The 26,250-nt window shown below is 72.0% G+C and carries 16 protein-coding genes and 1 pseudogene; 10 read left to right on the top strand and 7 right to left on the bottom strand.

Features of this window, described 5'->3' with window-relative positions; genetic code table 11:
• Positions 1-218: 218 nt before the first annotated feature.
• A complete protein-coding gene (acnA, locus tag BUE44_RS21190) occupies positions 219-2,933 on the bottom strand; it encodes an aconitate hydratase AcnA (protein WP_073500635.1) in 2,715 nt (904 codons plus the stop codon).
• A 343-nt stretch (positions 2,934-3,276) separates the two neighbouring features.
• Here acnA and BUE44_RS21195 point away from each other — a divergent pair, with 343 nt between their 5' ends.
• The gene (locus BUE44_RS21195; protein ID WP_073500548.1) at positions 3,277-4,806 is read left to right on the top strand and encodes a helix-turn-helix domain-containing protein; all 1,530 of its coding nucleotides are present in this window, start codon (positions 3,277-3,279) and stop codon (positions 4,804-4,806) included.
• 212 nt (positions 4,807-5,018) lie between these two features.
• On the opposite strand, the gene BUE44_RS21200 is transcribed toward BUE44_RS21195, so the two are convergent.
• On the bottom strand, positions 5,019-5,555 hold the full coding sequence (locus BUE44_RS21200; RefSeq protein ID WP_235002318.1) for an NUDIX hydrolase: 537 nt from the start codon (positions 5,553-5,555) through the stop codon (positions 5,019-5,021).
• Positions 5,556-6,045: 490 nt separating this feature from the next.
• Here BUE44_RS21200 and zwf point away from each other — a divergent pair, with 490 nt between their 5' ends.
• From zwf to BUE44_RS21215, 3 genes are all read left to right on the top strand, one after another.
• Positions 6,046-7,485, top strand: coding sequence for a glucose-6-phosphate dehydrogenase (gene zwf, locus BUE44_RS21205; protein WP_073500549.1), 1,440 nt, complete (start codon positions 6,046-6,048; stop codon positions 7,483-7,485).
• 527 nt (positions 7,486-8,012) lie between these two features.
• Complete coding sequence (locus BUE44_RS21210; RefSeq protein WP_073500550.1) at positions 8,013-8,219, top strand: hypothetical protein; 207 nt, start codon at positions 8,013-8,015, stop codon at positions 8,217-8,219.
• A 561-nt stretch (positions 8,220-8,780) separates the two neighbouring features.
• Positions 8,781-9,185, top strand: a complete 405-nt coding sequence (locus BUE44_RS21215; protein ID WP_143172536.1) for a hypothetical protein — start codon at positions 8,781-8,783, stop codon at positions 9,183-9,185.
• Positions 9,186-9,264: 79 nt separating this feature from the next.
• On the opposite strand, the gene BUE44_RS21220 is transcribed toward BUE44_RS21215, so the two are convergent.
• A complete protein-coding gene (locus BUE44_RS21220) occupies positions 9,265-12,546 on the bottom strand; it encodes an AfsR/SARP family transcriptional regulator (RefSeq protein ID WP_073500552.1) in 3,282 nt (1,093 codons plus the stop codon).
• A gap of 333 nt (positions 12,547-12,879) precedes the next feature.
• On the opposite strand from BUE44_RS21220, the gene BUE44_RS21225 reads away from it, so the two are divergent.
• Both BUE44_RS21225 and BUE44_RS21230 read left to right on the top strand, forming a co-directional pair.
• Positions 12,880-13,482, top strand: coding sequence for an effector-associated constant component EACC1 (locus BUE44_RS21225; protein ID WP_143172537.1), 603 nt, complete (start codon positions 12,880-12,882; stop codon positions 13,480-13,482).
• Positions 13,483-13,505: 23 nt separating this feature from the next.
• Entirely contained in the window at positions 13,506-17,966 is a 4,461-nt protein-coding gene (locus BUE44_RS21230) for a caspase, EACC1-associated type (RefSeq protein WP_073500554.1), read from the top strand.
• 651 nt (positions 17,967-18,617) lie between these two features.
• Here BUE44_RS21230 and tal read toward each other — a convergent pair.
• Positions 18,618-19,733 (bottom strand): annotated as a pseudogene (tal, locus tag BUE44_RS21235) (transaldolase); the annotation flags it as partial.
• 422 nt (positions 19,734-20,155) lie between these two features.
• On the opposite strand from tal, the gene BUE44_RS21240 reads away from it, so the two are divergent.
• The 4 genes from BUE44_RS21240 to BUE44_RS21255 are packed head-to-tail and all read left to right on the top strand — an operon-like array spanning position 20,156 to position 22,194.
• The gene (locus BUE44_RS21240) at positions 20,156-20,836 is read left to right on the top strand and encodes a hypothetical protein (RefSeq protein ID WP_073500556.1); all 681 of its coding nucleotides are present in this window, start codon (positions 20,156-20,158) and stop codon (positions 20,834-20,836) included.
• A 3-nt stretch (positions 20,837-20,839) separates the two neighbouring features.
• Positions 20,840-21,280, top strand: coding sequence for a phage holin family protein (locus BUE44_RS21245; RefSeq protein WP_079189925.1), 441 nt, complete (start codon positions 20,840-20,842; stop codon positions 21,278-21,280).
• On the top strand, positions 21,256-21,936 hold the full coding sequence (locus BUE44_RS21250; RefSeq protein WP_073500557.1) for a DUF3618 domain-containing protein: 681 nt from the start codon (positions 21,256-21,258) through the stop codon (positions 21,934-21,936). Before BUE44_RS21245 ends, BUE44_RS21250 begins: the two co-directional genes overlap by 25 nt.
• Positions 21,937-21,990: 54 nt before the next feature.
• Entirely contained in the window at positions 21,991-22,194 is a 204-nt protein-coding gene (locus tag BUE44_RS21255) for an antitoxin (RefSeq protein WP_073500558.1), read from the top strand.
• Between the two features lie 91 nt (positions 22,195-22,285).
• Here the strand turns inward: BUE44_RS21255 and BUE44_RS21260 are convergent, their stop codons facing one another.
• The 3 genes from BUE44_RS21260 to BUE44_RS21270 all read right to left on the bottom strand — a co-directional run bounded on the left by BUE44_RS21260 (position 22,286) and on the right by BUE44_RS21270 (position 26,237).
• The gene (locus BUE44_RS21260) at positions 22,286-23,476 is read right to left on the bottom strand and encodes a LacI family DNA-binding transcriptional regulator (RefSeq protein WP_073500559.1); all 1,191 of its coding nucleotides are present in this window, start codon (positions 23,474-23,476) and stop codon (positions 22,286-22,288) included.
• A 64-nt stretch (positions 23,477-23,540) separates the two neighbouring features.
• Positions 23,541-25,199, bottom strand: coding sequence for a glycoside hydrolase family 13 protein (locus tag BUE44_RS21265; RefSeq protein WP_073500560.1), 1,659 nt, complete (start codon positions 25,197-25,199; stop codon positions 23,541-23,543).
• A gap of 129 nt (positions 25,200-25,328) precedes the next feature.
• Entirely contained in the window at positions 25,329-26,237 is a 909-nt protein-coding gene (locus tag BUE44_RS21270; RefSeq protein WP_073500561.1) for a carbohydrate ABC transporter permease, read from the bottom strand.
• Positions 26,238-26,250: the final 13 nt, after the last annotated feature.

The following is a 26,250-nucleotide window of genomic DNA, read 5'->3' on the forward strand; positions in this document are numbered from 1 at the left end:
ACTTCTCTCCGGCAGGGCAAGATCAAGAGGGCGTTTGGTCGGCAAGCTTTCCCGAGTTGAGACCTGTCCGAAATGCGGGACGAGAAAACCGCAGGTCAGGGCGACCCCCGCGAGCCGATGGCGGACGATCGACCGATTGGCTTCCGCAAATGGGACGGACCGCGCCTCCCCGGACGGGGAGACGCGGTCCGCACTACTTGCGAGTAACCCCGGTCGGGCTACCGCTGGATGAGCGACCTCAGCACGTACTGCATGATGCCGCCATTGCGGTAATAGTCCGCTTCACCGGGAGTGTCGATCCGGACCACGGCGTCGAACTCCACACCGGTGTCGGTGCTGACCTTGACCGTGCGGGGAGTCGTGCCGTCGTTGAGCGCGGTGACGCCCGTGAAGGAGTACGTCTCCTCGCCCGTGAGGCCCAGCGTGGCCGCCGTGGCGCCCTCGGGGAACTGCAGCGGCAGCACGCCCATGCCGATCAGGTTGGAGCGGTGGATGCGCTCGTAGGACTCCGCGATGACCGCCTTGACGCCGAGCAGCGCGGTGCCCTTGGCGGCCCAGTCGCGCGACGAGCCCGAGCCGTACTCCTTGCCCGCCAGGACGACCAGCGGGGTGCCCTGCTCGATGTAGTGGCGCGAGGCGTCGTAGATGAACGCCACCGGCCCGCCCGGCTGGGTGAAGTCGCGCGTGAAGCCGCCCTCGGTGCCGGGGGCGATCTGGTTGCGCAGCCGGATGTTGGCGAAGGTGCCGCGGATCATGACCTCGTGGTTGCCGCGGCGCGAGCCGTAGCTGTTGAAGTCGCGACGCTCCACACCGTGCTCGGTCAGGTACTGCCCGGCCGGCGTGTCGGCCTTGATCGCACCGGCCGGCGAGATGTGGTCGGTGGTGACCGAGTCGCCGAGCTTGGCGAGCACCCGGGCGCCGCTGATGTCGGTGACCGGCTCGGGCTCCGTGCCCATGCCCTCGAAGTACGGGGGCTTGCGGACGTAGGTGGACTGCGGGTCCCACTCGAAGGTGTCGCCGGTCGGGATCGGCAGCGCCTGCCACTGGGCGTCGCCGGCGAAGACGTCGCTGTAGGAGGTGCGGAACATGTCCTCACCGATCGCGGAGGCGACCACGTCGTTGACCTCGGCCTCGGTCGGCCAGATGTCGTCGAGGTGGACCGGCTTGCCGTCCTGGTCGATGCCCAGCGCGTCCCGGGTGATGTCCAGCCTCATCGAGCCCGCGATGGCGTACGCGACGACCAGCGGCGGCGAGGCCAGGTAGTTCATCTTGACGTCCGGGTTGATCCGGCCCTCGAAGTTGCGGTTGCCGGACAGCACGGCGGCGACCGCAAGGTCCGCCTCGTTGACCGCCTGGGAGACCTCCTCGGGCAGTGGCCCGGAGTTGCCGATGCAGGTGGTGCAGCCGTAGCCGACCAGGTTGAAGCCGAGCTTGTCCAGGTACGGGGTCAGGCCGGCCTTGTCGAAGTAGTCGGTGACGACCTTCGAGCCGGGGGCCAGCGTGGTCTTGACCCAGGGCTTGCGGGTCAGGCCCTTCTCGACCGCCTTCTTGGCCACCAGCGCGGCGGCCACCATCACGTAGGGGTTCGAGGTGTTCGTGCAGGAGGTGATGGCGGCGACCGTGACGGCGCCGTGGTCGATCTCGTACGTGCTGCCGTCCTCGGCGGTGACCAGGGTCGGCTTGGACGGCACGCCGTTGTGCATGGCCGGGGAGTCGGAGGCCGGGAAGGACTCCTTGCCCGCCTCCTCGTCGTCGGTCACGTAGTTGCGCACGTCGACGGCGAACTGCTCGGCGGCCCGCGCCAGCACGATCCGGTCCTGCGGGCGCTTGGGCCCGGCGATGGAGGGGACCACCGTGGACAGGTCCAGCTCCAGCTTCTCGGAGTAGTCCGGCTCGGCGGCCGGGTCCAGCCACAGGCCCTGTTCCTTGGCGTACGCCTCGACGAGCGCCACCTGCTGCTCGGAGCGGCCGGTCAGCTTCAGGTAGTTGATGGTCTCTGCATCGATCGGGAAGATCGCGGCGGTGGAGCCGAACTCCGGCGACATGTTGCCGATGGTGGCGCGGTTGGCCAGCGACGTGGCGCCGACGCCCTCGCCGTAGAACTCCACGAACTTGCCGACGACCCCGTGCCGGCGCAGCATCTCGGTGATGGTGAGCACCAGGTCGGTGGCGGTGGTGCCGGTGGGCAGCTCGCCGGTCAGCTTGAAGCCGACCACCCGCGGGATCAGCATGGAGACCGGCTGGCCGAGCATCGCGGCCTCGGCCTCGATGCCGCCGACGCCCCAGCCGAGCACGCCGAGGCCGTTGACCATGGTGGTGTGCGAGTCGGTGCCGACCAGGGTGTCGGGGTAGGCCTGGCCGTTCCTGACCATGACGGTACGGGCCAGGTGCTCGATGTTCACCTGGTGAACGATGCCGGTGCCGGGCGGGACGACCTTGAACTCGTCGAAGGCGGTCTGGCCCCAGCGCAGGAACTGGTACCGCTCCTTGTTCCGGCCGTACTCCAACTCGACGTTCTGCGCGAACGCGTCGGGGGTGCCGAAGCGGTCGGCGATCACCGAGTGGTCGATGACCAGCTCGGCCGGCGCCAGCGGGTTGATACGGGCCGGGTCGCCGCCCAGCTCCTTCACCGCCTCGCGCATGGTGGCCAGGTCCACCACGCACGGCACGCCGGTGAAGTCCTGCATGATCACCCGGGCCGGCGTGAACTGGATCTCCTGGCTCGGCTGCGCCTGCGAGTCCCAGCCGCCGACCGCCCGGATGTGCCCGGCGGTGATGTTCGCGCCGTCCTCGGTGCGGAGCAGGTTCTCCAGCAGCACCTTCAGGCTGTACGGCAGCCGGGCGGAGCCCTCGACCTTGTCCAGCCGGAAAATCTCGTACGACTCGTCGCCCACCTGCAGTGTGCTGCGGGCGTCGAAGCTGTTCGCCGACACGGCAGTCTCCTTCATGCGTCGTCCTGCGTCCTTGCGCGCATCCCGGCGGCGGCGCTGCCAGCGCTGTCCCGGTACGCCTCGGCAGATATCTCGATGTCGAGATAACTCTAGTACATGACGGCGGAAGGTTCATGTGCGGCCGCCGTACCGTTCCCCGCGCGACCTCGGGCCCGGATGTGACGTATGTGGCGGGGGTTGCGCGACGGGCCACAGTAGGTACGGTGAAGTCGGCCGGTGCCGCCGTCCGGGGCGGGCGCAAGCGGCCGTTCGGGTCATGGTGGACAGGGCCACGAATGGCGGTACCCGCGTTGCTCCATCTCATATATGAGATAGGGTCACCCGTATGACCGACGACTACCTCGTACGTATCGGCAGGCTCATCAGGGACGCCCGGCAGCATCGCGGCTGGACACAGACCCATCTGGCGGACGCGCTCGGCACCAGCCAGAGCGCGGTGAACCGGATCGAGCGGGGCAACCAGAACATCAGCCTTGAGATGATCGCCAGGATCGGCGAGGCCCTCGACAGCGAGATCGTCTCCCTCGGCTACTCGGGCCCCATGCACCTGCGGGTGGTCGGCGGCCGTCGGCTATCCGGTGCCATAGACGTCAAGACGAGCAAGAACGCCTGCGTCGCCCTGCTGTGCGCGACGCTGCTGAACGCCGGCCGCACCACTCTGCGCCGGGTCGCCAGGATCGAGGAGGTCTACCGCATCCTCGAAGTGCTCGGCAGCATCGGGGTGCGCACCCGGTGGATCAACGACGGCAACGACCTGGAGATCGTCCCGCCCGCCACGCTCGACCTGGCCGCGATGGACACCGAGGCCGCCCGGCGCACCCGCAGCGTGATCATGTTCCTCGGCCCGCTGCTGCACAGGACCGACCGCTTCAGGATCCCGTACGCAGGCGGCTGCGACCTCGGCACCCGAACGGTCCAACCGCACATGAACGCGCTGCGGCACTTCGGTCTCGACGTCACCGCCACCGACGGCTTCTACCACGCCGAGGTGGCCGGCGGAGTCGCCCCGCACCGCCCGATCGTGCTGACCGAGCGCGGCGACACCGTGACCGAGAACGCGCTGCTGGCGGCCGCCCGCTACGAGGGCGTCACCGTCATCCGCAACGCCAGCTCCAACTACATGGTCCAGGACCTGTGCTTCTTCCTCGAAGAGCTGGGCGTCAAGGTCGAGGGCATCGGCACCACCACGCTGACCGTGCACGGCGTGGCGCACATCGACAAGAACGTCGACTACGCGCCCTCCGAGGACCCGGTCGAGGCGATGAGCCTGCTGGCCGCGGCCGTGGTCACCGAGTCCGAGCTGACCATCCGCCGGGCGCCGATCGAGTTCCTGGAGATCGAGCTCGCGGTCCTGGAGGAGATGGGCCTGGACTTCGAACTCACCCCGGAATACCGCGCGGACAACGGCCGTACCCGGCTGGTGGACCTCACCGTCCGCCCGTCCAAGCTGCGCTCGCCGATCGACAAGATCCACCCGATGCCCTTCCCCGGCCTGAACATCGACAACGTGCCCTTCTTCGCGGCCATCGCCGCGACCGCCCAGGGCTCGACCCTCATCCACGACTGGGTCTACGACAACCGCGCGATCTACCTCACCGAGCTGACCCGGCTCGGCGCGGCCGTCAAGCTCCTCGACCCGCACCGGATCATGGTGGAGGGCCCCACCCGCTGGCGCGCCTCGGAGATGATGTGCCCGCCGGCGCTGCGCCCCGCGGTGGTCGTCCTGCTGGCCATGATGGCGGCCGAGGGCACCTCGGTGCTGCGCAACGTCTACGTCATCAACCGCGGCTACGAGGATCTGGCCGAGCGGCTGAACACGATCGGTGCGCAGATCGAGATCTTCCGCGACATCTGACGGGCGGCTGCCGCCGCACCCTCTCTGAGCTGGCATTCAGCGGGTCAGGGAGTGGTAGGGCGGCGCCTCTGGGCCCGGTCCAGAAGATCGCCCGCGATCTCACCTTCCCGGCCGAGCGAGGGACAACGAGCCGCCGCCGGAGGCTGGGGCGCCTACGCAGCCGAGATCAGCCGAGATCAGCCGAAGCAAGGCTCCTGAGATGCGCCTTCCGGTCAGCTCGCGCTGACGGCCCCGTTGCGGACGTAGCCAAGGTCGATGGGCGTCGCCGGGGCACCGTCTTTCCACACGGCGAGCAATGCGGGCAGCTGCGGCGGCCACAACGGCTCGGAATCACCGGCCAGATCCTCGGGCGACCACCACCTCCATCGGAGGATTTTGTCCGCGGCATGCGCAGCAGCCAGATCGCCGACTGGATCTCGGCGGGGACCACGCGCGAGGAAGATCTGCTCGTGCTGACGAACCGCCACCCCGGCCCTGGTGAAGTCGTGTTCCCACAGGCACAGCACGGTGCCGTCGACCTCGATGTCGGTCCACCCCGTCTCCTCGCGCAACTCGCGCTCAGCCGCCTGCAGCGGTGACTCTCCCGGATCCAGCCCGCCGCCAGGCATCGCCCAGTGGACGCCGACTTCCTCGTTGTCATACCGGAACATGAAGATCGACCCCGCTGGGTCCAGGACCGCGACTCTGGCTGCTTGTCTGGGTATCCGCATCGCGCCAGCCTGCCAGCCCTGAACAACGCCGTCGATCATGTCAGCGGCAGGGCATTCGGGCAGTTCCCATACCCGACTCCACCATGACACCCCGACCTGCACACCGTCGTCCGCGCCGGCGACACCCTCAGCACCCGCCTCACCGCGAAGCCCGGCCTGCCCCGCCCCCACCGCACCAGGGACGAACGCTCCGGGGTTTGCAGGAAACCGACGGTCGGGCGTCCCGCAAGGATGATCTCGAATCGGGCTGAAAACACGCTGACCTGGCCAAATGCCAATCCAGCGGGCCTTTTGTGCACCGTCGGGACGACAGGAATTGAGCCGCGGCCGACCGAGCCGCGGCCGGTCGGCCGCGGCTCGGTCGGGTGGTCGAACGCGCCGCCGTTCGGTCGATCGTGGTGGCGCCGCGGACGCCCGGGACGGCGGGTCGCCGGAATCGGCGGTGCGGAAACCTAGACTCGCCCGGCAGGACCGTGCCGCACATCCACCGCAGGCGCCGCAGCACCCCGAAAGCGAGGAGACGCGCACCATGACCTCTGCCGACCGGACCTCCGCCGCCCCCGCGGATCCGCAGATCCTCGTCCTGTTCGGCGCGACCGGCGATCTGGCCGGGCGGAAACTCTTTCCCGGCCTCTACAAACTCTTTCGCGCCCAGATGCTGCCCGACGAGTTCGCGATCATCGGCTCGGGCCGGCATTCACCCGGCACCGACGCGGAATTCCGCGACAGATTGGCCGCGAAGGTCCGTGAACACGCCGGCGAGGTGTTCGAGGACGATGTCTGGACGGCTTTCGCCGCCCACATCCGCTTCCAGACGTCGTCGGCGGACGACGGCGAGGACCTGGCGGCCGCAGTGCGGCAGGCACAGCAGGACGCGGGCGAGCGGGCCCGCACGCTGGTCTACATGTCGGTCCCGCCGAGCACCATGAAGCCCATGATCCAGATGGTCGGCGCCACCGGCCTCGCCGAGAAGGCGTCACTGATCATGGAGAAGCCGTTCGGCAGTGACGAGGCGAGTGCGAAGGCGCTGAACGCGGCGGTGCACGAGGTGGTCCCGGAGGAACGCGTCTTCCGGATCGACCACTTCCTCGGCAAGGAGCCGGTCCAGAACATCCTCGCGCTGCGCTTCGCCAACGGCCTGTTCGAACCGGCGTGGAACCGGGACCACATCGCCTACGTGCAGATCGACGTGCCGGAGGACCTCGGTATCGAGGGCCGGGCCGCCTTCATGGAGGGCACCGGCACCTTCCGGGACATGGTCACCACCCACCTGTGCCAGATCCTCGGCTTCGTCGCGCTGGAGCCGCCGGTGCGGATCGGCGGGAAGGAACTGCGGGCCGAGAAGTACAAGGTCTACCAGTCCCTGCGGCCCTTCGCGCAGGACGAGGTGGTGTTCGGGCAGTACGAGGGATACCGCGACGAGGATGGCGTCGATCCGCACTCCACGGTCGAGACCTTCGCCGCCGTCCGCGCCTGGATCGACAACTGGCGCTGGCAGGGTGTGCCCTTCCTGCTGCGGACCGGCAAGTCGATGGCCCAGTCGCGCCGGGTGGTGACCGTCGGGTTCCGCAACCCGCCGCAGGCGCTGTTCGGCGCGGCCTCCTGCAGGCAGGGCGATCCCAACGAGATCGTGCTGGAACTCACCGACGAACCAGAGGTGTCGGTGGTGCTGCGTGCCAAGAAGCCCGGCCCGGAGATGGTGCTGGCCGACGCCCGGCTGGAGTTGCGGTTCGGCGAAGCGTTCCCCAGCGTGGAACCGCTCGAAGCGTACGAGAAGTTGCTGCTCGACGCGATGCACGGCGACCAGACGCTCTACACCGGCGCCGAGGAGATCGAACGGCTGTGGCAGGTGTGCGACGCCGTGCTGCGTGAGCACCCCGACCCGCTGCCGTACGCGCGCGGCTCGTGGGGCCCGGAGGCGGCCATGCGGCTTGCGGGCGACCGGGGTTGGCGGCTCCCCGACAACTGAGCGTCACCGTTCGGTGCAGACCGTCCACCCCGGCGGTCCCGCGACCTCGGTGTGCCAGGAGTCGATGCCGCCGATCCCGGCCGGAGCGCCCTGCCACCGCGGGTGAACGACACGATCGTGGCGTTCACAGCCATGGCGGGCGGAGCCCCCCGTACCGGCGCGGCGGGCGTGGCCGCCCACCACGTCGGGCTCTCGCTCCAGCTTGATGGCGGCGGAGTCCAGGCCGGCCTTCGTCTGACCCCACAGCTTCTGCGACGGCTCGCCGCGTTTTCACCCATGGAAGCGAACAGAGAATCGAACAAGGTTGGAGGGGTGGGGCCCCGGCCCAGTTCGAGCCCGTGCCCTGTGCGCCGCCGCGACTGCCCCGCTGACACCGCAGGTCGGAAGCCGGCCGGGATCGAGCGTGACCGCGCGCGGTGTCGCGCCCCGCCGCGGTCGCCTGAGTGGCGGGCGGACGCGACGCTTGGGACCCTGGACGTAGGACGGCAGGTGAGGCTATGTCGTCATGATTGCGGGAGGCGTGCGCGATGGCCGAACAGGGGTTGGACAGGATGATCAGCCAGTTGTCGCCGGAGAACCGCGCCTGGGTGGAGCACCTCGACGGTGAGCGGCAGCGGCAACTGCTTGAACAGTGGCAGAGCGAAGGCGGCAGCACAGGGCTCGGCAGTGTGGGGACCGACGCGAAGAGCGAGACGAGCGCCGACGACCTCGTTGCCCGGTGGCGCCAGAGCTGAGCCCGCCACGGGCCCGTCCTGTGCGCCGCTCGTGGCGACACCCCCCGCCCACGGCACCACCCGCCAGACGGAACCGGCGCACGTCTGCCAGGACGGCAACCGCTCCTGGCGCCGTGCGCATGAATCCCCCGCCGTGGCGTCGACCGAGACCGTCATCAGCAGGTGGGCGCGGGCGGGGTGGTGAGCTTGCGCTCCTCCACCCACCGGCGCCGGGACGCCGACGGTGAACTGCCCTTCCCTGACAGCCGACGACCCGATGCGGTCGGGCCACTGTCACCGTCGCTGTCGTCAACGAGTGGTTTTGACCAGGTTGCCACGGGAAGACAGGATTTCCGGTCCTCGCCGGTCCACGGCTCCCGTGCCGGCCGCCGGCCTGCGGAGGAGCGCGCCTGGCGGGTCACGGTGGGAGGGGTGCGAGCACCCCCTGCGACCAGCTCGTCGGGCCCGGTCGGGGAGCGCCGCACGCTCGTTGGGCGGGCGTTGGGAAACCGTTGGACCCGTTCGCAAGACTCGCGGAGCGGTCGCCGAAGGTGCGGCCCGTCTGTGAGGAGAGCAATGCGAATGACAGCGAAAAGGTCCGCTCTGGCGGTGAAGGCGGTGGCCGTCGCGGCGACGGCCCTCGCCGGTGTGTTCATGGCTCCCGCGGCCCATGCCGCGGCGGCCGGCACCACCGTACGCGGCACCGCCTGGGCGGGTAAGTGCGAGGCGATCCTGTACTCCAACGACTCGTCGCAGGCCAGCATGGGGACCTACCAGAGCCAGACGGCGAGCAACGGCGAGGTCTGCACGGGGTGGCTGGAGCGGTCCGTCAACGGAGGCGACTACAAGCGGATCTCCGACTACCACAACGTGTACGACCAAGGCGCGAGCTCGTACACCGGCTGGTACTGGGACGGTGCGACCTACTCGGCGGTTGCGTGCGTGGAGGACGCTGCGGGCGCCATCGCCTGCAGCGCCCCCTGGTGACCCTCGCATGAGCCCCGGTGGCCGATCCCGCGGCCGGCCGCGGGATCGGCCACCGGGCCCGGTTCGACGGGCCGGCCCGTCACCTCGCCGCGAGCCGGGCCTCGATGCGCTCAGCGTCGGGGACCACGAGCTGCCGGGCGAGGACGAGCGCCTGGCGCAGGTGCCCGGCGGCCTGGTCCGCGGGGGCGCTGCCGGCCAGTGCCTCCAGGGCGAGCATCTCCTCGTACGGTGCCTGGGCGGCCCTGGCCAGGGCAAGCGCCTGGCGGTGGCAGTCACCGGCCTCGGCAATGGCCGCCGGGGTCCCCTCGGCCAGCAGGACCGCGCCGAGCACGGTGAGGGCCTCCGCCCTGCCGCGGTGGTCGTGCAGCGTGCGGGAGAGGTCCACGGCGGCGCGGGCGTCGGCCAGCGCGGGGGTGTGGGCGCCGGCGGCCTCCTGGACCTCGGCGAGTCGCGCCAGCGCACGCGTCCGGTCCGCGGCGCTGTCAGCGTGCGTGCACAGCGCGAGCGCCTCGCGTAGGTCCTTCTCCGCGGCCACCACGTGTCCGGCCCGCCGGCTGAGCGCGCTGCGGTAGGTGAGGGCCCTGACCCGGTCCAGCAGGGAGCCCGATGTCCGGGACAGCAGGTCGAGGGACTCCTCCAGACACCGTGCGGCCTCCCCGTACGCCCCGGTCTGCCTCAGCAGGTCGCCGAGGTCGGCCAGCACGGTGGCTGTTCCCACCGGGTGGTCCAGGGAGCGGTAGAGCGCGAGGGCGGCGCGGTACCGGAGCAGAGCCCGCGCGTAGTCGCCGGTCGACCTGACGAGACAGCCGAGCGCGGTGAGCGCGGCGGCCTGCCCCAGCTCGTTGGAATCCGCGACGCTCAGGGCCAGGGCCCGCTCAAGACTCGCGGTGGACTCCTGGTACAGGCCGGCGATCTTCTGCAGCCGGCTGGCCTCGGTCCACGCCTCGGCCTGCCCCCGTACGTCGCCCACGTCGATGAAGAGCTGCAGGGCGCGCCGCACCGCGTCCTCGGCCGTGTCGCACCGTCCCGTCACGCGCGCGATGCCCGCGAGGAGGTGCAGGGCGATGGCCTCGCCGTGGGGGTCCGGCAGCGCGCGGGACAGCGCCAGTGCCTCCCGCAGGCTGTCCTCGGCCTCCTCAGGGCCCTGGAACGTGGAGATGTCGCGCAGGCACGTGGCCTGCCCTGCCCGGTCGCCGGCCGCCCGGGCGGTGTCCACGGCGGTCCGGTACAGGGCCAGCGCCTCCTGCCGGTACCCGTGCGTGCGCAGGAACTCCTTCATCACGACCGGCAGGTACACCGCGTGCACGCTCAGCCCGTTGCGTGCGGCGTACTCGGCCGCGGACCGCAGGTTGAGCCGCTCGGTCCGCATCCAGGCAGTCGTCGCCATCGGCCCGTCCATCGCCGGCAGCTCACCCGCCCGGTGGCCCGGCTCAGGCAGCCCGTGCAGACCGAACTGCGTGAACGGGCGGACGGCCCGGGCCCCGGCCAGCAGGTAGTAGTCCAGCTGGCGGCGCACGGCCGCGTCGTCGCCGGCGTCGGGCGGCAGACCGCGAGCGTACTCGCGGACCAGGTCGTGCATGCGGTAGCGGCCGCGGGTCAGCTCCTCCAGGAGGTGGTGGTCCTCGAGTTCTTCGAGCAGGCGGCGGGCGGTCGCCAGGTCCACGTCGTGGAGCGCGGCGGTGGCGTAGGCGTCGACGTCCGGCGCGGGCTGCGTACCGAGCCTGCGGAACAGCGCCTTCTGGTCCGCGGACAGGTCCGCCCACGACGACCGGAACGCCGTGGCGACCGAGGTGTGCTCGGTGGCCAGCGCGGTGAGCTGGTCCTTCGCCGCGCCGAGGTCGGCCACCAGGTCCGCGGCGGTCCAGGAGGGGTGGTGGCGCAGCCGGGCGGCGGTCAGGTGCAGGGCGAGCGGCAGGTAGCCGCACAGTCGGGCCAGTTCGGCGACCGCGCCGCTCTCGGCGGCGAGTTCGGGGCGGTCGGCCTTTGCCACCAGCAGTTGGGCGGCGAAGCGCGGGGGGAGCACGCCCAGGGAGACCGGCACCGCATCCCGCAGCGCCACCAGGCGCCGGCGGCTGGTGACCAGCACGGTGGAGCCCGGGGTGCCCGGCAGCAACGGCTCGATCTGCTCGCTGCTCGCGGCGTCGTCGAGGATCACCAGAACCCGTCGGCCGGCCAGGCGGCTGCGCCAGAGCCCGGCCCGCGCCGCCACGTCGGCCGGGATCCGCTCGGGGATCTCACCGAGTGCCAGCAGCAGGCCGGTGAGGGCGTCAGCGGGCTCCACCGGAGGGGTGCCGGGGGTGTGCGCGTGCAGCGGGAAGAAGATCTGACCGTCGGGGAAGTGTTCGGCCACCCGGTGCGCGACGTGGATGGCGAACGCCGTCTTGCCGACGCCGGGCATGCCGTCCACCGCGTGGACGGCGACCGCCGGCGGCGGGTCGTTGCCGTCGCGGACCGCGGCAAGCAGGTCGCGGACCGCGACGTCCCGGCCCGAGAAGGCGGCGACGTCGCGCGGCAGAGCGGAGGGCGGGCCGGGCGCCGCCGCGTTCGGCGAGGCGTGGACCGGGCCGGCGGAGGCAGGGGGGCCGGCCGCCGGGGCCGGTGGTGCGGCAGCCCGGCGGGCAGGCGTGTCAGCGAGGATCTGCTGATGGGCCGCGCGGGCCGCCGGCCCGGGTTCCACCCCCAGTTCGTCGATGAGTGTGCGGCGCAGCCTCTGGTACGCCTCCAGCGCACCGGCCCGCTGGCCGACGCGGTGCAGGGTCTGCATGAGCTGGACGTGGAAGACCTCCCGTAAGGGGAACTCCGCGGTCATCCGGAGGAGTTCGGGCAGCAGCCCGTCGGGTCGGCCCTGCCGCATCTCGGCGTCGCAGCGCCACTCCACCGCCTGCAGCCTGGCTTCCTGCCAGCCGCCGACGCGTGCGCTCTCCAGGGCGGCGAGCCGGGGGAACTCGCTCAGCGGCGTGCCGCGCCACAGCCCCAGGGCGGCCTGCGTCTCCCGCGTCACCGCCGCCCAGTCGCCCGCCAGGCGCGCGGTCCGGGCCGCGTCCAGCCGTCGGCTGAAGTCCGCGGTGTCCAGTTCGCCGTCGCCCACCCGCAGGACCAGGCTGCCCTGCGGCGCGGCCTTGATCCGGTCCTGCTCGCCCAGCGCGCGGCGCAGCCGCGTCAGGTGGTTGTGGAGCGAGGAACGCGCGGTGGCCGGGGCCCGCTCGCCCCACAGCGCGGTCTCGATCCGGTCCAGCGGGACGGGCCGGTTCGGCGCGATCAGCAACCCGGCGAGCAGGGCCCTGGTCATGGGCGGACCGGCGGGCTGGTCGGTGCCGTGCCGGTCCTGGACGGTCAGCGGGCCGAGCAGTGCGAACCTCATCCGCGGTCTCCCCCATGAGCGCCGTTCGAGCGGTCTGCCGGGCGCTCCCCTGCGAGCGCCGGGCGGCCGGCCGCTCCCGCGGACGTGCCGCCGCAGACATCGTAGACACCCCCTCCGGGCTCAGCGATCCCCGACCGGCCGGTACGGAAGCCGGGCAGATCGCGGCCGGGCCGGGGCAGGGGCAGGGGCAGGGGCACTCGACCAGCCTGCCGACCAGGCCGCCCCGATCGACTCCCCGCCGACTGCGTGACCGTCAGCTGACCCGACGCGCCCGTGCCGGGGAGTACGCGGAGACGGGTGGCGGGCGCGGGAGCAGCGGCAGGCGCCGCTGTCGTGGCCGTGGCACTGGGGCCGGTCACCGACCAGGCCGGCGCCGTCTCGTCGAAAGCCGCACGCCCGTGCAAATCGACGTGGACAATGACGTGGACAAAGAAGCCTGTTCCCCTTCCGGTGCGGGAGCAGAAGCCAGGGGGGCCGGTGGAAGTTCGGATCACAGTGGACGAGGACACCCCGTCCGCTGCGCGCCTGCGCGACTTGCTGGGGTGGCTGGAGCGTCGGCAGGATCCCTGTCTGCTGGATGGCGTCGACCGCCCTCCCCCGCCGGGGACCCTGGGCCCGGTGCTCGAGGCGGTATCGGCGTCCGTGGCCTCGGGCGGTGCGCTCGCCGTGCTGGTGGGCGGGGTCGTGGAATGGATACGCCACGGGCGTGGGGGCGGGCAGCCGGTCGTTCCTCTGAAGGTGTCGCTCAAAAGCGCCGACGGGGTCGAGATCGTCATCGAAACCGCGGTCGCCGAGGCGTGGACCGCTGCCGAGCTGACCGAGCGGATCGACGGCCTGGCGGCGCTGCTGCGCCAGGAGTCACCGGCGGGCGCGGGCACTCCCGAAGCCGGCGGGGAGGGCGACGACTGCGGCAGCCACGGTGCGGCGGCGTCGTGAGATCGGGCCTGTCCGGACCTGGCGTGCGGGTCGTTCTGATCGGTACGGGGCGCCATGACGCCGACTCCGTGCTCGGCGACGTGCCCGCGGTCGAGGCGACCCTGCGTGACCTCGGCCGGGTACTGGTCGAGGCGTGCGGCCTCCTTCCGGAGAACCTGCTCGTCGTCCAGGACCCGGCCGCCCCCGAGGACGTCCTTCTCGCGGTGGCGCGGGCCGCCGAGTTGGCCGACGAGGTGGTGGTGGTCGTTTACGTGGGCCACGGGCTGCTGTCCTGGAACGGGAGCCTGTACCTGGCGACCGCCGGTACGAGCACGCTCCACCCGGCCCTCGCCGATCACCAGGCCGTCCGGTACGAGCACCTGGCCACCGCCGTGGGCACCAGCCGGGCGCCGACGACGGTCGTCATCCTGGACTGCTGCTTCTCCGGCCGGGCCGATCCACCGACCCGGCGCGGCCACCTTCTCGTCTCGGCCTCGGGCGAGGAAATGGCACTGGCTCCCGCAGGCGAGCCGTACACCGCCTTCACCGGCACGATGATCGAGCTGCTGCGCGAGGGCGATCCGGGCGCACCGCCCTTCCTGACGCTCGACCACCTCTACCGGTACCAGTGGCGGGCGCACCGGGAGAGCGGGCGTCCCGTACCGCGTCGCCAGGCCGGTGACCTCTCCGGCGCACTGGTGCTGGGCCCGAACGCGGCCTACCGTCCCGCGCAGCCGCCGGCCCCTGCGGGACCGGTGGCCCACGGTGCCGACGTACCGTGCCCGTACCGCGGCTTCCACCCGTATCTCGCAGCTGACGAGGGCTACTTCTGCGGCCGGACCGAGCTGACCAACCATCTGGTGCGGCGGGTGGCCCAGCGGCTGTGGCACCATCACCCGCTGGTGGTGACCGGTCCGTCGGGCGCGGGGAAGACCTCGCTGCTGCACGCGGGGCTGCTGCCCGCGGTCGGCCGGGGTGAACTGGGCGTGCCGCGCTCCGGCGGATGGCCGACGGTGACGATGACGCCCGGAAAGGATCCGGCGGGCGCCCTGGCCGCGCGGATCGGTGAACTGGCCGGCTGTGACCCGGCCGCGGTGCTCGAACATCCCGGCCGGGTCGCCGGCAGGCTCAGGACGGAGCCGAACCAGCCGGACACCCGGCTCCTGATCGTCGTCGACCAGTTCGAGCAGCTGTTCACGCACAGCGTGGACGAGGCGGGGCGCGGTGCTTTCATCCGGCTGCTCGCGGCGCTCGCCCGAGGGGACGGAGCCGAGCCCGCGGCCGCCGTGGTGGTGCTCGGCCTCCGCGCGGAGTTCTACGGGCACTGCGCGCGCTCTCCGGAGCTGGCCGGCGCCCTGGAGGACACGGTGCTGGTCGGGCCGATGAGCCGCACCGAGCTGCGCGCGGCGATCACCGAGCCCGCCGCACTGGCCGGCCTCACCGTCCAGCAGGAGCTGGTGGACCTCCTGTTGGGCGACCTGGGCGCCGACCGCGTCGGCGGATACGAAGCGGGACGGCTCCCGTTGCTCTCGCACGCCCTGCAAGGGACGTGGGGGCAGCAGGAGGACGGGACGCTGACCGCCAAGGGGTACCTGAGCACGGGGGGAATCGCGCGGGCGGTCGAGGTCAGCGGCGAGAAGACGGTCAGGAGGTTCGCCGGGTCGCAAGCGGCGCTGGACTGCGTCCGGCAGGTACTGCTGTCGATGATCCGCTTCAACGAAGGCGCCCCCGAGGTGGCCCAGCGGGTCGCCGTCGCCGAACTGCTCGGCAAGCTGCCCGATCCGAGGGTCGGTCGCGAGGTGCTCGACACGCTCGCGCGCGCCCGGCTGGTGACCCTCGACCGGGAGTACGCGGGCATCACCCACGAGGCGCTGCTGAGGTCCTGGCCGCGGCTTCGCGGCTGGATCGAGGACGACCGGGACTGGCTCCACGTCCGGCAGCGGATCGTCACCGACGCCACCGCATGGAAGGACCGGGGCCGGGACGTCTCCCTGCTCTACCGGGGAGCGAACCTGGCCGCGGCCCGCGCCACGACACGGGCGGCGAACCACGAACAGGACCTCGGCCCGGTCGGGCGGGAGTTCCTGGCGGAGGGCGCGCGCCACGCCCGACGCGGTCGGCTGCTGCGCCGTGCGTCGGTCGCCGCCGGCGTGGCACTCGCCGTCCTCGCGGCGGGCGGAGTGGCGTATGTGAAGAACAAGGACGCGGAGGCCGCGCGCCAACACGCGGAGGCGGTCAGCCAACGCCATACGGCCGAGGTGCGACGCGACCTCAACATCTCGCTGCAACTCGCCTCGAAGAGCGAGGCCGAAGGCAACCAGGATCCCGCGTCCGCCGCGCTGCTCAGCCTCGCGGCCTGGCGGATCTCGCCCACCGCGGCCGCACGCCAGGCCATGCTCCATTCCCTGGAACGTCCGGCGGTGGCCGACCTCGGGGCGATCGGCGATACGGCCGAGGCGATCGCGTTCGATCCCGGCGGGCGAAAGCTCGTCGTCGCGGGCGACGACTTCTCGACACACGGCGTCGCGGTCTCCCGCTGGGACACCGCGGTCGGCGCCGGCACCGGCGTCCACGAGACGGTGACCGATCGGGCGGTGGGGTGCAAGGCGCTCAGCAGGGACGGGCGGTTCCTCGCGGTCGCCCTCACGCCGCAGGGCGCGTTCGGCGGGAGCGACACCGTGCAGGTGTGGGATATGACGACGGGCAGCAAGCTCCTGGACCGGCCGGCCGACAGCGCGGGCCGGATCACCAGCCTGGCGCTCAGCCCTGACGGGAAGATGCTCGCCGAGGGCGGCCCGAACGACAGCGTGCCGGTGTGGAACGTGACGACCGGGACGATGATCAGGCGACTGACCACGGGCAGGCGCGGCGGAGCGGCGACAGCCGGCTTGGCGTTCAGCGCGACAGGAGTCCTCGCCGTCGCCGTCAAGGACGAAAACGTCCACTTCCTGAGCGAAGGCCCGTTGCCCCCGGTGTACCTGTGGAACTTACGCGCGCCCGCCGGACCTCCTGTGCCGCTCGGCGCGACGGGCGGTCCGGTCACCGCCTTGGCGTTCGACGCGCGCGGCGCCACCCTGGCCACCGCTGACACGGGCCGAGGCGGCACCTCGACCACGACGGGAGGGAGTCCTGCCGTACGCCTGTGGAACACGGCGACGGGCAGGCCCACAGGCCGGCACCTCACCGCCCCCGGCGGCGCGGTGAACGCCCTGGCCTTCAGCCCGGACGACGCCACGCTGGCAGGAGGCGTCGAGGACAGGGGGATGGAGTTGTGGGCGACGGCCACCGGACAGCAGTCCGGCACCTCACTGACCGGCCAGCAGGGTTCGATCCGGGCCATCGCCTTCAGCCCTGACGGCAGGACCGTGGCCAGCTCCACGGACGTCGGCGGGGTGCGGTTGTGGCGGCCCTTCGGCCGCCGGCCGCTCGCCACCCTCGCCGGCCATCACGGCACGGTGGACTCGATCGCCTTCGCCGGCAGCGGAGGCAGGCTGGTCGCCGCCGGCGGCGGCCACGGCAGGGCCACCGCCTGGGACACCGCGGCCGCCGCGCCCGCGAAGGGCAGCCCGGTCGGTGACTCCGACCGGGCCGACACGGTGGCCTTCAGCCACGACGGGACGACGACGGCCGTCGGTACCTACGACGGCACGGTACGACTGCAACTCGACGGCCGCGAGTCCCGTGATCTGGCGGTCAACGCGCCCGACGTGGTGGACGCCGAGGTGGAGTCCCTCGCCTTCAGTGGCGACGGAAGCACGCTGGCAGTGGCCATCACCTGCGTCCCCGGTGACGGCGACGGCACCTGTCGCGCGTACGGCGTGCAGCGCTGGGACACCGCCACAGGCAGGCGACTCAAAGCCCTGGACCTGCCCGCCGGACTCGACGTGTCGGGGGCGTTCGCCGTCGCGTTCGCCCCCCGGCGCCCGCTGGTCGTCGCCGCGACGGACGAAGGTCCGCTCGTCCGGTGGAACAGCGTGACCGGCAAGGCCACGGGAACGTACTTCCCGTCTGCTGACCGGTTCTACACCTCCCTTGCCTTCGGCCCCGACGGGACGACGGTCGCGGCCGCCCGCTCCGACAGCACCGTGGACGTCTTCGACGCGGCGTCCTCAGCCGACCTGACGCCGACGTACTCGATCACCACGAGCTCGTCGGTGAGGTCCGTGGCCCTCGACCCGCACGGGGACGTCCTCGCGGCCGGCATGGCCGATGGCGCCCACGGCTCGATCCAGCTCTACGGCACCTCGGACGTCAGTCCCGCCGGTGCGCCCCTGGTGACCACAGCCCCGGTCAACGCGGTGGCATTCGACCCCGGCCGGGCAATCCTGGCAGCCGGGCTCGGCAACGGCACCGTCCAGCTGTGGGACACCTCGTACGTGACGGCCACCGCCGACGCGCTCTGCGCACGCGTCATCGCCCCCTTCACCCCTCAGGAGTGGAAGGGCGAGATCCCGGCCGGCCCGGCCTACCGGAACGTCTGCCCGGGCAAGGGGACGAGCCGCTGAGGGCTCCGGTCCGGCGGTGTCAGCACGCGCCGCGGCTCGCGCGCGGGAGATCGCGCCATCGCCGCCGCCCTGGATCTGCGGGACGAGAAGCGCCGATCACACGGACGCCCGGGTGGGGGGCAGGACGCGGGCCGCCGCGTCGAGACGCAGCCTCTCCAGCACGCCGATCTGGTGTTCGGCGCGCTCCAGCAGGATGTCGAGGTGTTCGGGGTAGAGCCGGTTGTCGGTCCGGGCCAGTTCCCGCAGGGACCGCCAGCACGCCGCCTTGCCCTGGACGCCCAGCAGCATGGACTCCAGCTCCAGCAGGTCGCTGAGCGGCGACCGGGAGAAGAGGTGGCCGTTGGGCTTGAGGCGGCCCGCCTTCTCCGCGAGCCAGCCGAGCGCGACCTTGGAGTGGTCGGCGGATACGCCCAGGTCGGCCATGATCTGGGTCAGCGAGTCGCGGTCCTGCTGCACCTGCCGGCACAGCTCGGCCAGCGTCTCGGCGTCGTCCTGGCCTTTGCGGTTCTGTGCGGCCCGGCGGAAGAGTTCCAGGCCTGCCGTCGCGCCGGACAGGTGGTCGTTGAGGTAGATCGCCAGCAGGCCGGCGTCGTCCGGCGCCTTCTGCGGCGCCCCGTGGGGCCGGCCTGCGGGCTCGTCGGCGCCGGAGGCGCTGTGCATCTCGCGGTCCACGGAGGCCCCCAACTCGGTCCAGCTGGCCTCGAACTTGCTCAGCCCCTCGCGTTCCAGGGTCTCGGTGACGTCCGCGAAGTCGACACCGGCTCGCTCCAGGGCCGCGAAGTGGGCTGCCGCGGCGGCGTAGCCGTCGGGCGCCGGCGCGTGGGCGGGGAGGGTTCCGTGCTCGGCGAACGCCGCCAGGGTGCTGCCCGGCATGGTGTTCACGGTGCCGGCGATCGCGAGTTCGCTGACGTACAGCGTGTCGGGGTAGTCCGGGTTCTTGACGCCGGTGGAGGCCCACAGGGGCCGCTGCGGGCGGGCGCCGTCCGCGGCCAGGGCCTGCCAGCGGGGTCCGGCGGTCATCTCCTCGTACGCCTGGTGGGCGAGCCGGGCGTTGGCGATCGCGGCTTTGCCCTTGAGGGCCCGGGCCTCCGGCGTGCCGAGGGCATCGAGCCGGGCGTCGACCTCGGTGTCGACGCGGGAGACGAAGAACGAGGCGACCGAGTGGATGCCGGCCAGGTCGCGGCCGGCGTCGCGGGCCTGCTCCAGCCCGCTCAGGTAGGCGTCCATCACCGCGCGGTAGCGGTCCAGGGAGAAGATCAGCGTGACGTTGACGCTGATGCCCTGGGCGATGACGGCGGTGATCGCGGCCAGTCCCTCCTCGGTGGCCGGGATCTTGACCAGGAGGTTCGGCCGGTCGACGGTTGCCCACAGCTTCCGGGCCTGGTCGACCGTTGCTGCGGTGTCCCGGGCCAGTCGCGGGTCGACCTCGATCGAGACCCGCCCGTCGGTCCCGCCGGTGCGCTCGTACACCGGCCGGAAGACGTCGCAGCCCTCCCGTACGTCGTCGGTGGTCAGGGCGAAGACGGCGTCGTCGACGCTCGCGCCCTCGCCGCCCAGCCGGCGCAACTGCTCGCTGTAGCGGTCGCCCTTGGACAGCGCGGAGGCGAAGATCGTGGGGTTCGTCGTCACCCCCACGACGTGCCGGTCGGCGATCAGCGTCCTCAGCTCGCCGCCGGCCAGCAGCTCGCGGGACAGATCGTCCAGCCAGACCGACACCCCGGCGGCGGAGAGCTCGGCGAGCGGGTCGGACGCGCTGGGAACTGACATGGGAAACCTCCTGAGAGCTGCGGCACCGCGCGGTGAGCGCGTTCTGCGTGCCCGGCGCGTACCCGGCACTGCCCTGGCGCGGGACGGGGCGGCGGGAAGCCGCTTTCTCCGGCGGACTCCCGTGCGGGACCGTGGTGGACGGTGGTCATGGTAACTGTGGGTGAGAATCGTTTACGGAAAGTCAGGCCGGTCACATGCTTCCGGTGCCCGCCCGACCCTGTGCGCCTGTCCTGGATCGCTCGTCCTATCCGTCCGAGCCGGACGATTCGCGGCACAGCACGGCGTCCGCCACTCGTCGGAACCCTTTGCCGGGGCAATGCGACCGGGGGGACTTTTTTCGAGCGGCCTTTTCGCGTTGTTCGAAGAATGCAGGGGCATGCGGCGGAGGGAAGGCGTCCGCATCGACATGTTTTGGAGGAGCCTTGAGTGACTTCGACCCCGCGCAGACACCCGACACGACTCGCTCGGCGGAGGTAGCGCACACCGCACAGGACAAGGCGGCCGAAGGTGCGGGACTCGTCGGTGAGAAGGCGGCCGACGTCGCCGGCACCGCCAAGGACCAGGCCGTGAACACCGCGCAGGAAGTCGCCACGCAGGCGCGTGACCTGCTGGGCGAGCTGCGGGAGCAGCTGCAGGGGCAATCCCGCGCGCAAGCACAGCAGTTGGCGGGCAACGTGCGCCGACTGGCCGACGAGCTGCACGAGATGAGCGAGAACGGCAAGCCGGACTCGACCGCCACCGCGGTGGTGCGGCAGGTCGCCGACAGCGGCCGGCAGGTGGCCTCGCACCTGGAGAACCGCGGCCCCGAGGGCGTCGTCGAGGACCTGCGGGACTTCGCCCGCCGCAGGCCCGGACTGTTCCTGGCCGGCGCGGCTGTCGCGGGCTTCGCCGCGGCACGGCTGGGCAAGGGGATAGCCGCCGCCGGGTCCTCCAACGGCCAGGGCGCGGTCGCCGGTACGGCGAGCCGCCCGCGCGCCACCGGGTCGGCGGAGGCGCTGCCGCAGATCGCACCCCAGCCGCGGGCCGCCGTCCCTGCCGCCCCGGTGTACCCGCCCGCCGCAACGCCGGACCAGGGCCGCGCCTCGTACCCCGAGGGGAACTGAACGATGGCCCTGTCGGACTCGGAGCACTACCCGCCGCAGGCGGGTCCCGACACCGGGACTGCCGCGGGCGAGCCTTCGCTGGGCGAGCTGATCAGCGACATCAGCAGCGATCTGTCGCAACTCGTCCGCAACGAGATCGAACTGGCGAAGGCCGAACTCAAGCAGGAGTCGGTGAAGGCCGGCAAGGCGGGCGGCATGCTCGCCGGCGCCGGTTACGCGGGACACCTGGCCGTGCTGCTCGCCAGCCTGACGGTGGTCTTCGCGCTCGGCAACGTCATGGACCTGGCCTGGGCGGCGCTGATCGTCACCGCGGTCTGGGCGATCGCCGCCGGCATCTTGTACGTCAACGGCCGCAAGCGACTGCGCGCCGTGAAACTCAAGCCCGACCAGACGGTGGAAACGCTGAAGGAGGATGCCCGATGGGTACGGAACCCGACGAACTGAGGCGCGACGTCGACCAGACGCGAGCGCATCTGGCCCGCAACGTCGACCGTCTCGCCGACCGGGTGGTGCCCGGCCGGGTGGCCCGCCGCAAGATCGACGCCACCCAGAGCCGGCTGAGCGGAATCAAGGAGCGTGTCATGGGATCAGCGCACAGCGGCGGCCACACGGTGGCGGACACCGCGCACGGCCTCTCCGACCACGCGGGCCAGGCCGCCGGACGGGTCGGTGACGCCGTGACCGGCACCGCCTCCACCGTCGGCGACGCGGCACAGCAGGCACCGGCGCAGATCAGGAAACAGACGCAGGGCAGCCCCCTGGCCGCGGGCGTCATCGCCTTCGGAGCAGGCATGCTGGCCGCCGCACTCATCCCGGCCACGAAGGCGGAGGAGCACGTCGGCGGTCACCTGCGCGAGCACGCCGACCAACTCGTCGAACCGGCCAAGCAGACCGCCCTGCAGGCGGCGCAGGAAGTACGCGAGGAGCTGCGCGAGCCGGCCGCCGAGGCGGTGCAGTCGGTGAAGGACACCGCCACGGAGGGTGCCAGGACGACTGGGGACCACGCGCGGCAGGCCGGGCAGGAGACGGCCGACGGCCTGCGTTCGACGGCTCGGGACGGCATCGACGAAGTCCGCGGCTCCGGGCAGGGCACCGTCTGACACGCCCGCGGAGCCGAACACACCGACCGGGAACGGACAAGCGAGGAGAAGGACATGAGCGGACTGGGAGACCTCGCCGCCAAGGCGAAGAAGGCGGCGCAAGAGCACCCCGATCAGGTCGACAAGGCAGCCGACAAGGTGCAGGACTTCGTGCAGGACCACACCGGGCACCGGCACGACCAGCAGATCGACCGCGGTGTCGACGCGGCACAGAGGTCCTACGGCGGCAACGCCGACGACCCCGAGAGAGGTGCCTGAGCGGCTGAGCGCTCGCGCACCAGGGGCCCGGAGCCGTTCGCGGTTCCGGGCCCTCCGCGTTTCCCGCAGTCCGGCGGCGGTTGGCCGACTGTCAACCGGCGGGCCGGTCGGCCGTCACGGCGTGCAGGCCCATCGGGGGGAGCGCCCTGTTGCGCCTGGGTGCGGTGGAGTGGCGGACGACGAGTTCGGGCTCGTGGAGGAGTTCCTTCGGGATCGGGTTGGTGCCGTTGATCTGGTTGGCGAGGAGGGTGACGGCGGCGCGGGACATGGCTTCGATGGGTTGGCGCAGGGTGGTCAGGGGTGGGTCGGTGTAGTTCATGAAGGCGGAGTCGTCGTAGCCGACGACGGACAGGTCGTGGGGGACGGTGAGTCCTTGGCGGCGTGCGGCTCTGACGGCGCCGAGGGCCAGGATGTCGCTGCCGCATATGAGGGCGGTGATGCCGGTGGTGAGCAGTTCGGTGGCCACGGCCTGGCCGCCCTCGAAGGAGAACAGGGCGTGGCCGATGGGATGGGTCCCCGGGCCCGTCCCGGTGCCGCCGCCGGTGGCCGACTGCCTGGCCAGGGTGGTGAAGGCGGCGGCCTTGCGCAGGGAGGGGGTGTGGTCGGCGGGGCCGACCATCAGGCCGATACGGGTGTGGCCGAGCGAGGTGAGGTGGGCGTAGGCCTGCTGGACCGCGGCCACGTCATCCGTCGACACCTGGGGAAAACCGGGGGTGCGGAAGCTGCGGTGGTTCGGCCGGCGCCCCACGAGGTGACCCGCGGGGCGGCCGGGGTCCCGGACGCTCTGGTCCTGTACGACCGCGGCGGACCGGTCGGCGAACAGTTCCGCCTGGACGGCGGCGTAGTCGACGGCGGCGTTGAGCAGGACGACGGGCACGCCGCGCTGGAGCAGCGTGCCGTACTCGTCGGAGCTCAGTCCGCCGCAGAAGATGACGCCGGAGACCTGCTGGTCCAGCAGCATCGTCACGTACTCCGCCTCGGTGAGGCCGCCCGCGGTACGCGTGCACAGCACGGGGGTGAAGCCGAGCTGGACCAGCGCGCCGCCGGCGACCTCGGCCAGCGCCGGGAAGATCGGGTTCTGCAGCTCGGGCAGCACCAGACCCACCAACCGGGCCCGCACCCCCCGCAGTTGCGTGGGACGTTCGTAACCGAGCACGTCCAGCGCGGTCAGCACCGCCTGCCGGGTGCTGTCCGACACCCCCGGCTTGCCGTTCAGCACCCGGCTCACCGTCGCCTCGCTGACACCCACCCGCTTGGCCACTTCCGCCAGTCTCCGCGTCATGACTCGCCGTCCGCTCTCCAGGCCGATGTCTTCGTCTGCTTCTTCATGCCGGCCGCCGCGCCGCTCAGCGCTGCCGCAGCCACGCGGTGGTGTCGGCCGGCAGTTCGTCGACGCCCGGGCCGACGCCGGGGTCGCTGGCGAGGACCACGTCCGCGCCGGCCGGCAGCGGCACCGGGGCGCCCGAGAGGTTCGCCAGGCAGGAGAAGCCGTCGCCACGGGTGAAGCCCAGGACGCCGGGGGATCCTTCGGGCAGCCAGCGGAAGTCGGCGCCGCGCAGGCCGGCTTCGCCGCGGCGCAGTCGCAGGGCCTCACGGTAGAAGGTGAGCATCGAGCCGGGCCTGCCGTCCTGGGCCTGCGCGGTGTACGCGGCCCACTGCCGCGGCTGGGGCAGCCACGGCGGGGCGGAGGCGCCGGCGGGGCTGAAGCCGAAGGGCGGCGCGTCGCCGGACCAGGGCAGCGGCACCCGGCAGCCGTCGCGGCCGATGTCGGTGCCGCCGGTGCGGTGGAAGATCGGGTCCTGGCGCAGCGCGTCGGGGATGTCCTCGACTTCCCACAGGCCGAGTTCCTCGCCCTGGTAGAGGTAGACGCAGCCGGGCAGCGCCAGGTCGAGCAGCAGCGCGGCCCGCGCCCTGCGGGTGCCGAGCTCCAGGTCGGTGGGGGCCTTGTGCTGGCGCAGCGACAGCCCGAAGGAGGTGTCGGCCCGGCCGTAGCGGGTGACGTGCCGGGTGACGTCGTGGTTGGAGAGCACCCAGGTGGCGGGCGCTCCGACGGAGGCGTGCGCCGCCAGCGTCGCGTCGATGACCCGGCGCAGCGCGGCCGCGTCCCAGGGGCAGTTGAGGTAGTCGAAGTTGAAGGCGCTGTGCATCTCGTCGGGCCGCAGGTAGTGCGCGAACCGCTTGGGGTCGGCGAGCCACACCTCGCCGATCAGCGCCCGCGGCCGGGGGTAGCTGTCGGCGAGCGCGCGCCAGGCCCGGTAGATCTCGTGCACCTCGTCGCGGTCGATGTACGGGTGCGGGGCCGGCGACGCGTCCGGGCCGAAGTCGGGGAGGGCGGGGTCCTTGGCGGGCATCGTCGCGGAGTCGATCCGCACGCCGTCGGCGCCGCGGTCGAACCAGAAGCGCAGGACGCTCTCGTGCTCCTCGCGGACCTTGGCGTTGTTCCAGTTCAGGTCGGGCTGCTCGGGGGCGAAAAGGTGCAGGTACCACTCGCCGGGCGCGCCATCCCGGTTGCGGGTACGGGTCCAGGCCGGTCCGCCGAACACCGACTGCCAGTCGTTCGGCGGCAGCGCGCCGTGCGGCCCGCGGCCGGCCCGGAACCAGAACAGGTCGCGGGCCTCGGCGCCGGGACCGGCGGCCAGCGCCTCCTGGAACCAGGCGTGCCGGTCGGAGACGTGGTTCGGCACCACGTCGACGATGATCTTCAGGCCGAGCGCGTGGGCCTCGGCGATGAGCGCCTCGGCCTGCTCCAGGGTGCCGAAGGCGGGGTCGATACGGCGGTAGTCGGCGACGTCGTACCCGGCGTCGGCCTGCGGGGAGGCGTACCAGGGGCTGAACCACAGGGCGTTCACGCCGAGGTCGGCCAGATAGGGCAGGCGGTCGCGGACGCCGGTCAGGTCACCGATCCCGTCGCCGTCGCCGTCGGCGAAGGAGCGCGGGTAGACCTGGTAGATGACGGCGTCACGCCACCACTCGGCGGGTTCGGCTGCGGCGTGCTGATCGGCCACGGGGGCTGGCTCCTTGTGTGATGGGGGAGGTTCGCGCAGGGGGCTCATGCGGTAAAGGGCGGGCAGCGGGACGGCGGCGACCCCAGGGGCCGCTCGGTGGTCCCTCCGCCGCGGTCGGTCGTGGCTTCGTCAGCCCTTGAGCGCTCCCGCGGACAGGCCGCCCAGGATGTGCCGCTGGAAGAAGAGGAAGAGCACGATCATCGGCACCGCCGCGATGGACAGGCCCGCGATCATCTCGGTCGGCGGGACCTGCGTGGTCGAGGTGGACAGCCGGTGCAGCGCCACCGACAGGGTCTGCTTGCCGGGGTCCTGGAGCACCAGCAGCGGCCACAGGAAGTCCTTCCACATCCCGACGACGGCGAAGATGGAGATCACCGCGAGCACCGGGCGCGACAGCGGCAGCACCACCCGCAGCAGCGTCTGCAGCCGGGAGGCGCCGTCGATGGCGGCGGCGTCGAGGAGTTCGCCGGGAATCTGGTCGAAGAACCGTCGCAGCACGTAGATGTTGAAGGCGTTGGCCGCTCCCGGCAGCCACAGCGCCCAGGGGGTGTTCAGCAGGTTGAGGTGGAGCAGCGGCAGGTCGGAGACGGTCAGGTAGGCGGGTACCAGCAGCGCCGCGGAGGGCAGCATCAGGCTGGCCAGCATCCCGGCGAAGACCGCTTTGCCGAAGACCGGCCGCAGTTTGGACAGCGCGTAGGCGGCGCACACGTCCACCGATATCTGGATCAGCCAGCCGCCGGCCGCGTACCAGACGGTGTTGAGGAAGAAGTGCGCGATGTCCATCTGGGTCCACGCGTCGTGGTACGCGGTCAGGTGCACGGACTTGGGCACCAGCGTCGGGGTCTGCGCGGCGAACTCGCGCGGGGTCTCCAGCGCGGAACTGGCCATCCAGTACAGGGGGAAGAGGAAGGCCGCGGCGAACAGCACGGTGGTGAGGCTCAGCACGGTGAAGTAGGCGGCCCGGTAGCCGGGCCTGGCCAGCTCCTGGTCGGAGATCAGGCTGCGGGTCGCCGGCGCGGCGGACTCGTGTGCGGTCATGGCGGTGTCCTTC

Origin of the sequence: Actinacidiphila paucisporea, from assembly GCF_900142575.1 — a bacterium.
Taxonomy (GTDB): Bacteria; Actinomycetota; Actinomycetes; order Streptomycetales; family Streptomycetaceae; genus Actinacidiphila; species Actinacidiphila paucisporea.

Coding starts and splice junctions, on each gene's coding strand:
- BUE44_RS21245 (WP_079189925.1), top strand. CDS start 20,840: ATGGCCCTGTCGGACTCGGAGCACTACCCGCCGCAGGCGGGTCCCGAC.
- BUE44_RS21215 (WP_143172536.1), top strand. CDS start 8,781: ATGACAGCGAAAAGGTCCGCTCTGGCGGTGAAGGCGGTGGCCGTCGCG.
- BUE44_RS21270 (WP_073500561.1), bottom strand. CDS start 26,237: ATGACCGCACACGAGTCCGCCGCGCCGGCGACCCGCAGCCTGATCTCC.
- BUE44_RS21195 (WP_073500548.1), top strand. CDS start 3,277: ATGACCGACGACTACCTCGTACGTATCGGCAGGCTCATCAGGGACGCC.
- BUE44_RS21220 (WP_073500552.1), bottom strand. CDS start 12,546: ATGAGGTTCGCACTGCTCGGCCCGCTGACCGTCCAGGACCGGCACGGC.
- BUE44_RS21210 (WP_073500550.1), top strand. CDS start 8,013: ATGGCCGAACAGGGGTTGGACAGGATGATCAGCCAGTTGTCGCCGGAG.
- BUE44_RS21250 (WP_073500557.1), top strand. CDS start 21,256: ATGGGTACGGAACCCGACGAACTGAGGCGCGACGTCGACCAGACGCGA.
- BUE44_RS21200 (WP_235002318.1), bottom strand. CDS start 5,555: ATGATCGACGGCGTTGTTCAGGGCTGGCAGGCTGGCGCGATGCGGATA.
- BUE44_RS21255 (WP_073500558.1), top strand. CDS start 21,991: ATGAGCGGACTGGGAGACCTCGCCGCCAAGGCGAAGAAGGCGGCGCAA.
- BUE44_RS21260 (WP_073500559.1), bottom strand. CDS start 23,476: ATGACGCGGAGACTGGCGGAAGTGGCCAAGCGGGTGGGTGTCAGCGAG.
- zwf (WP_073500549.1), top strand. CDS start 6,046: ATGACCTCTGCCGACCGGACCTCCGCCGCCCCCGCGGATCCGCAGATC.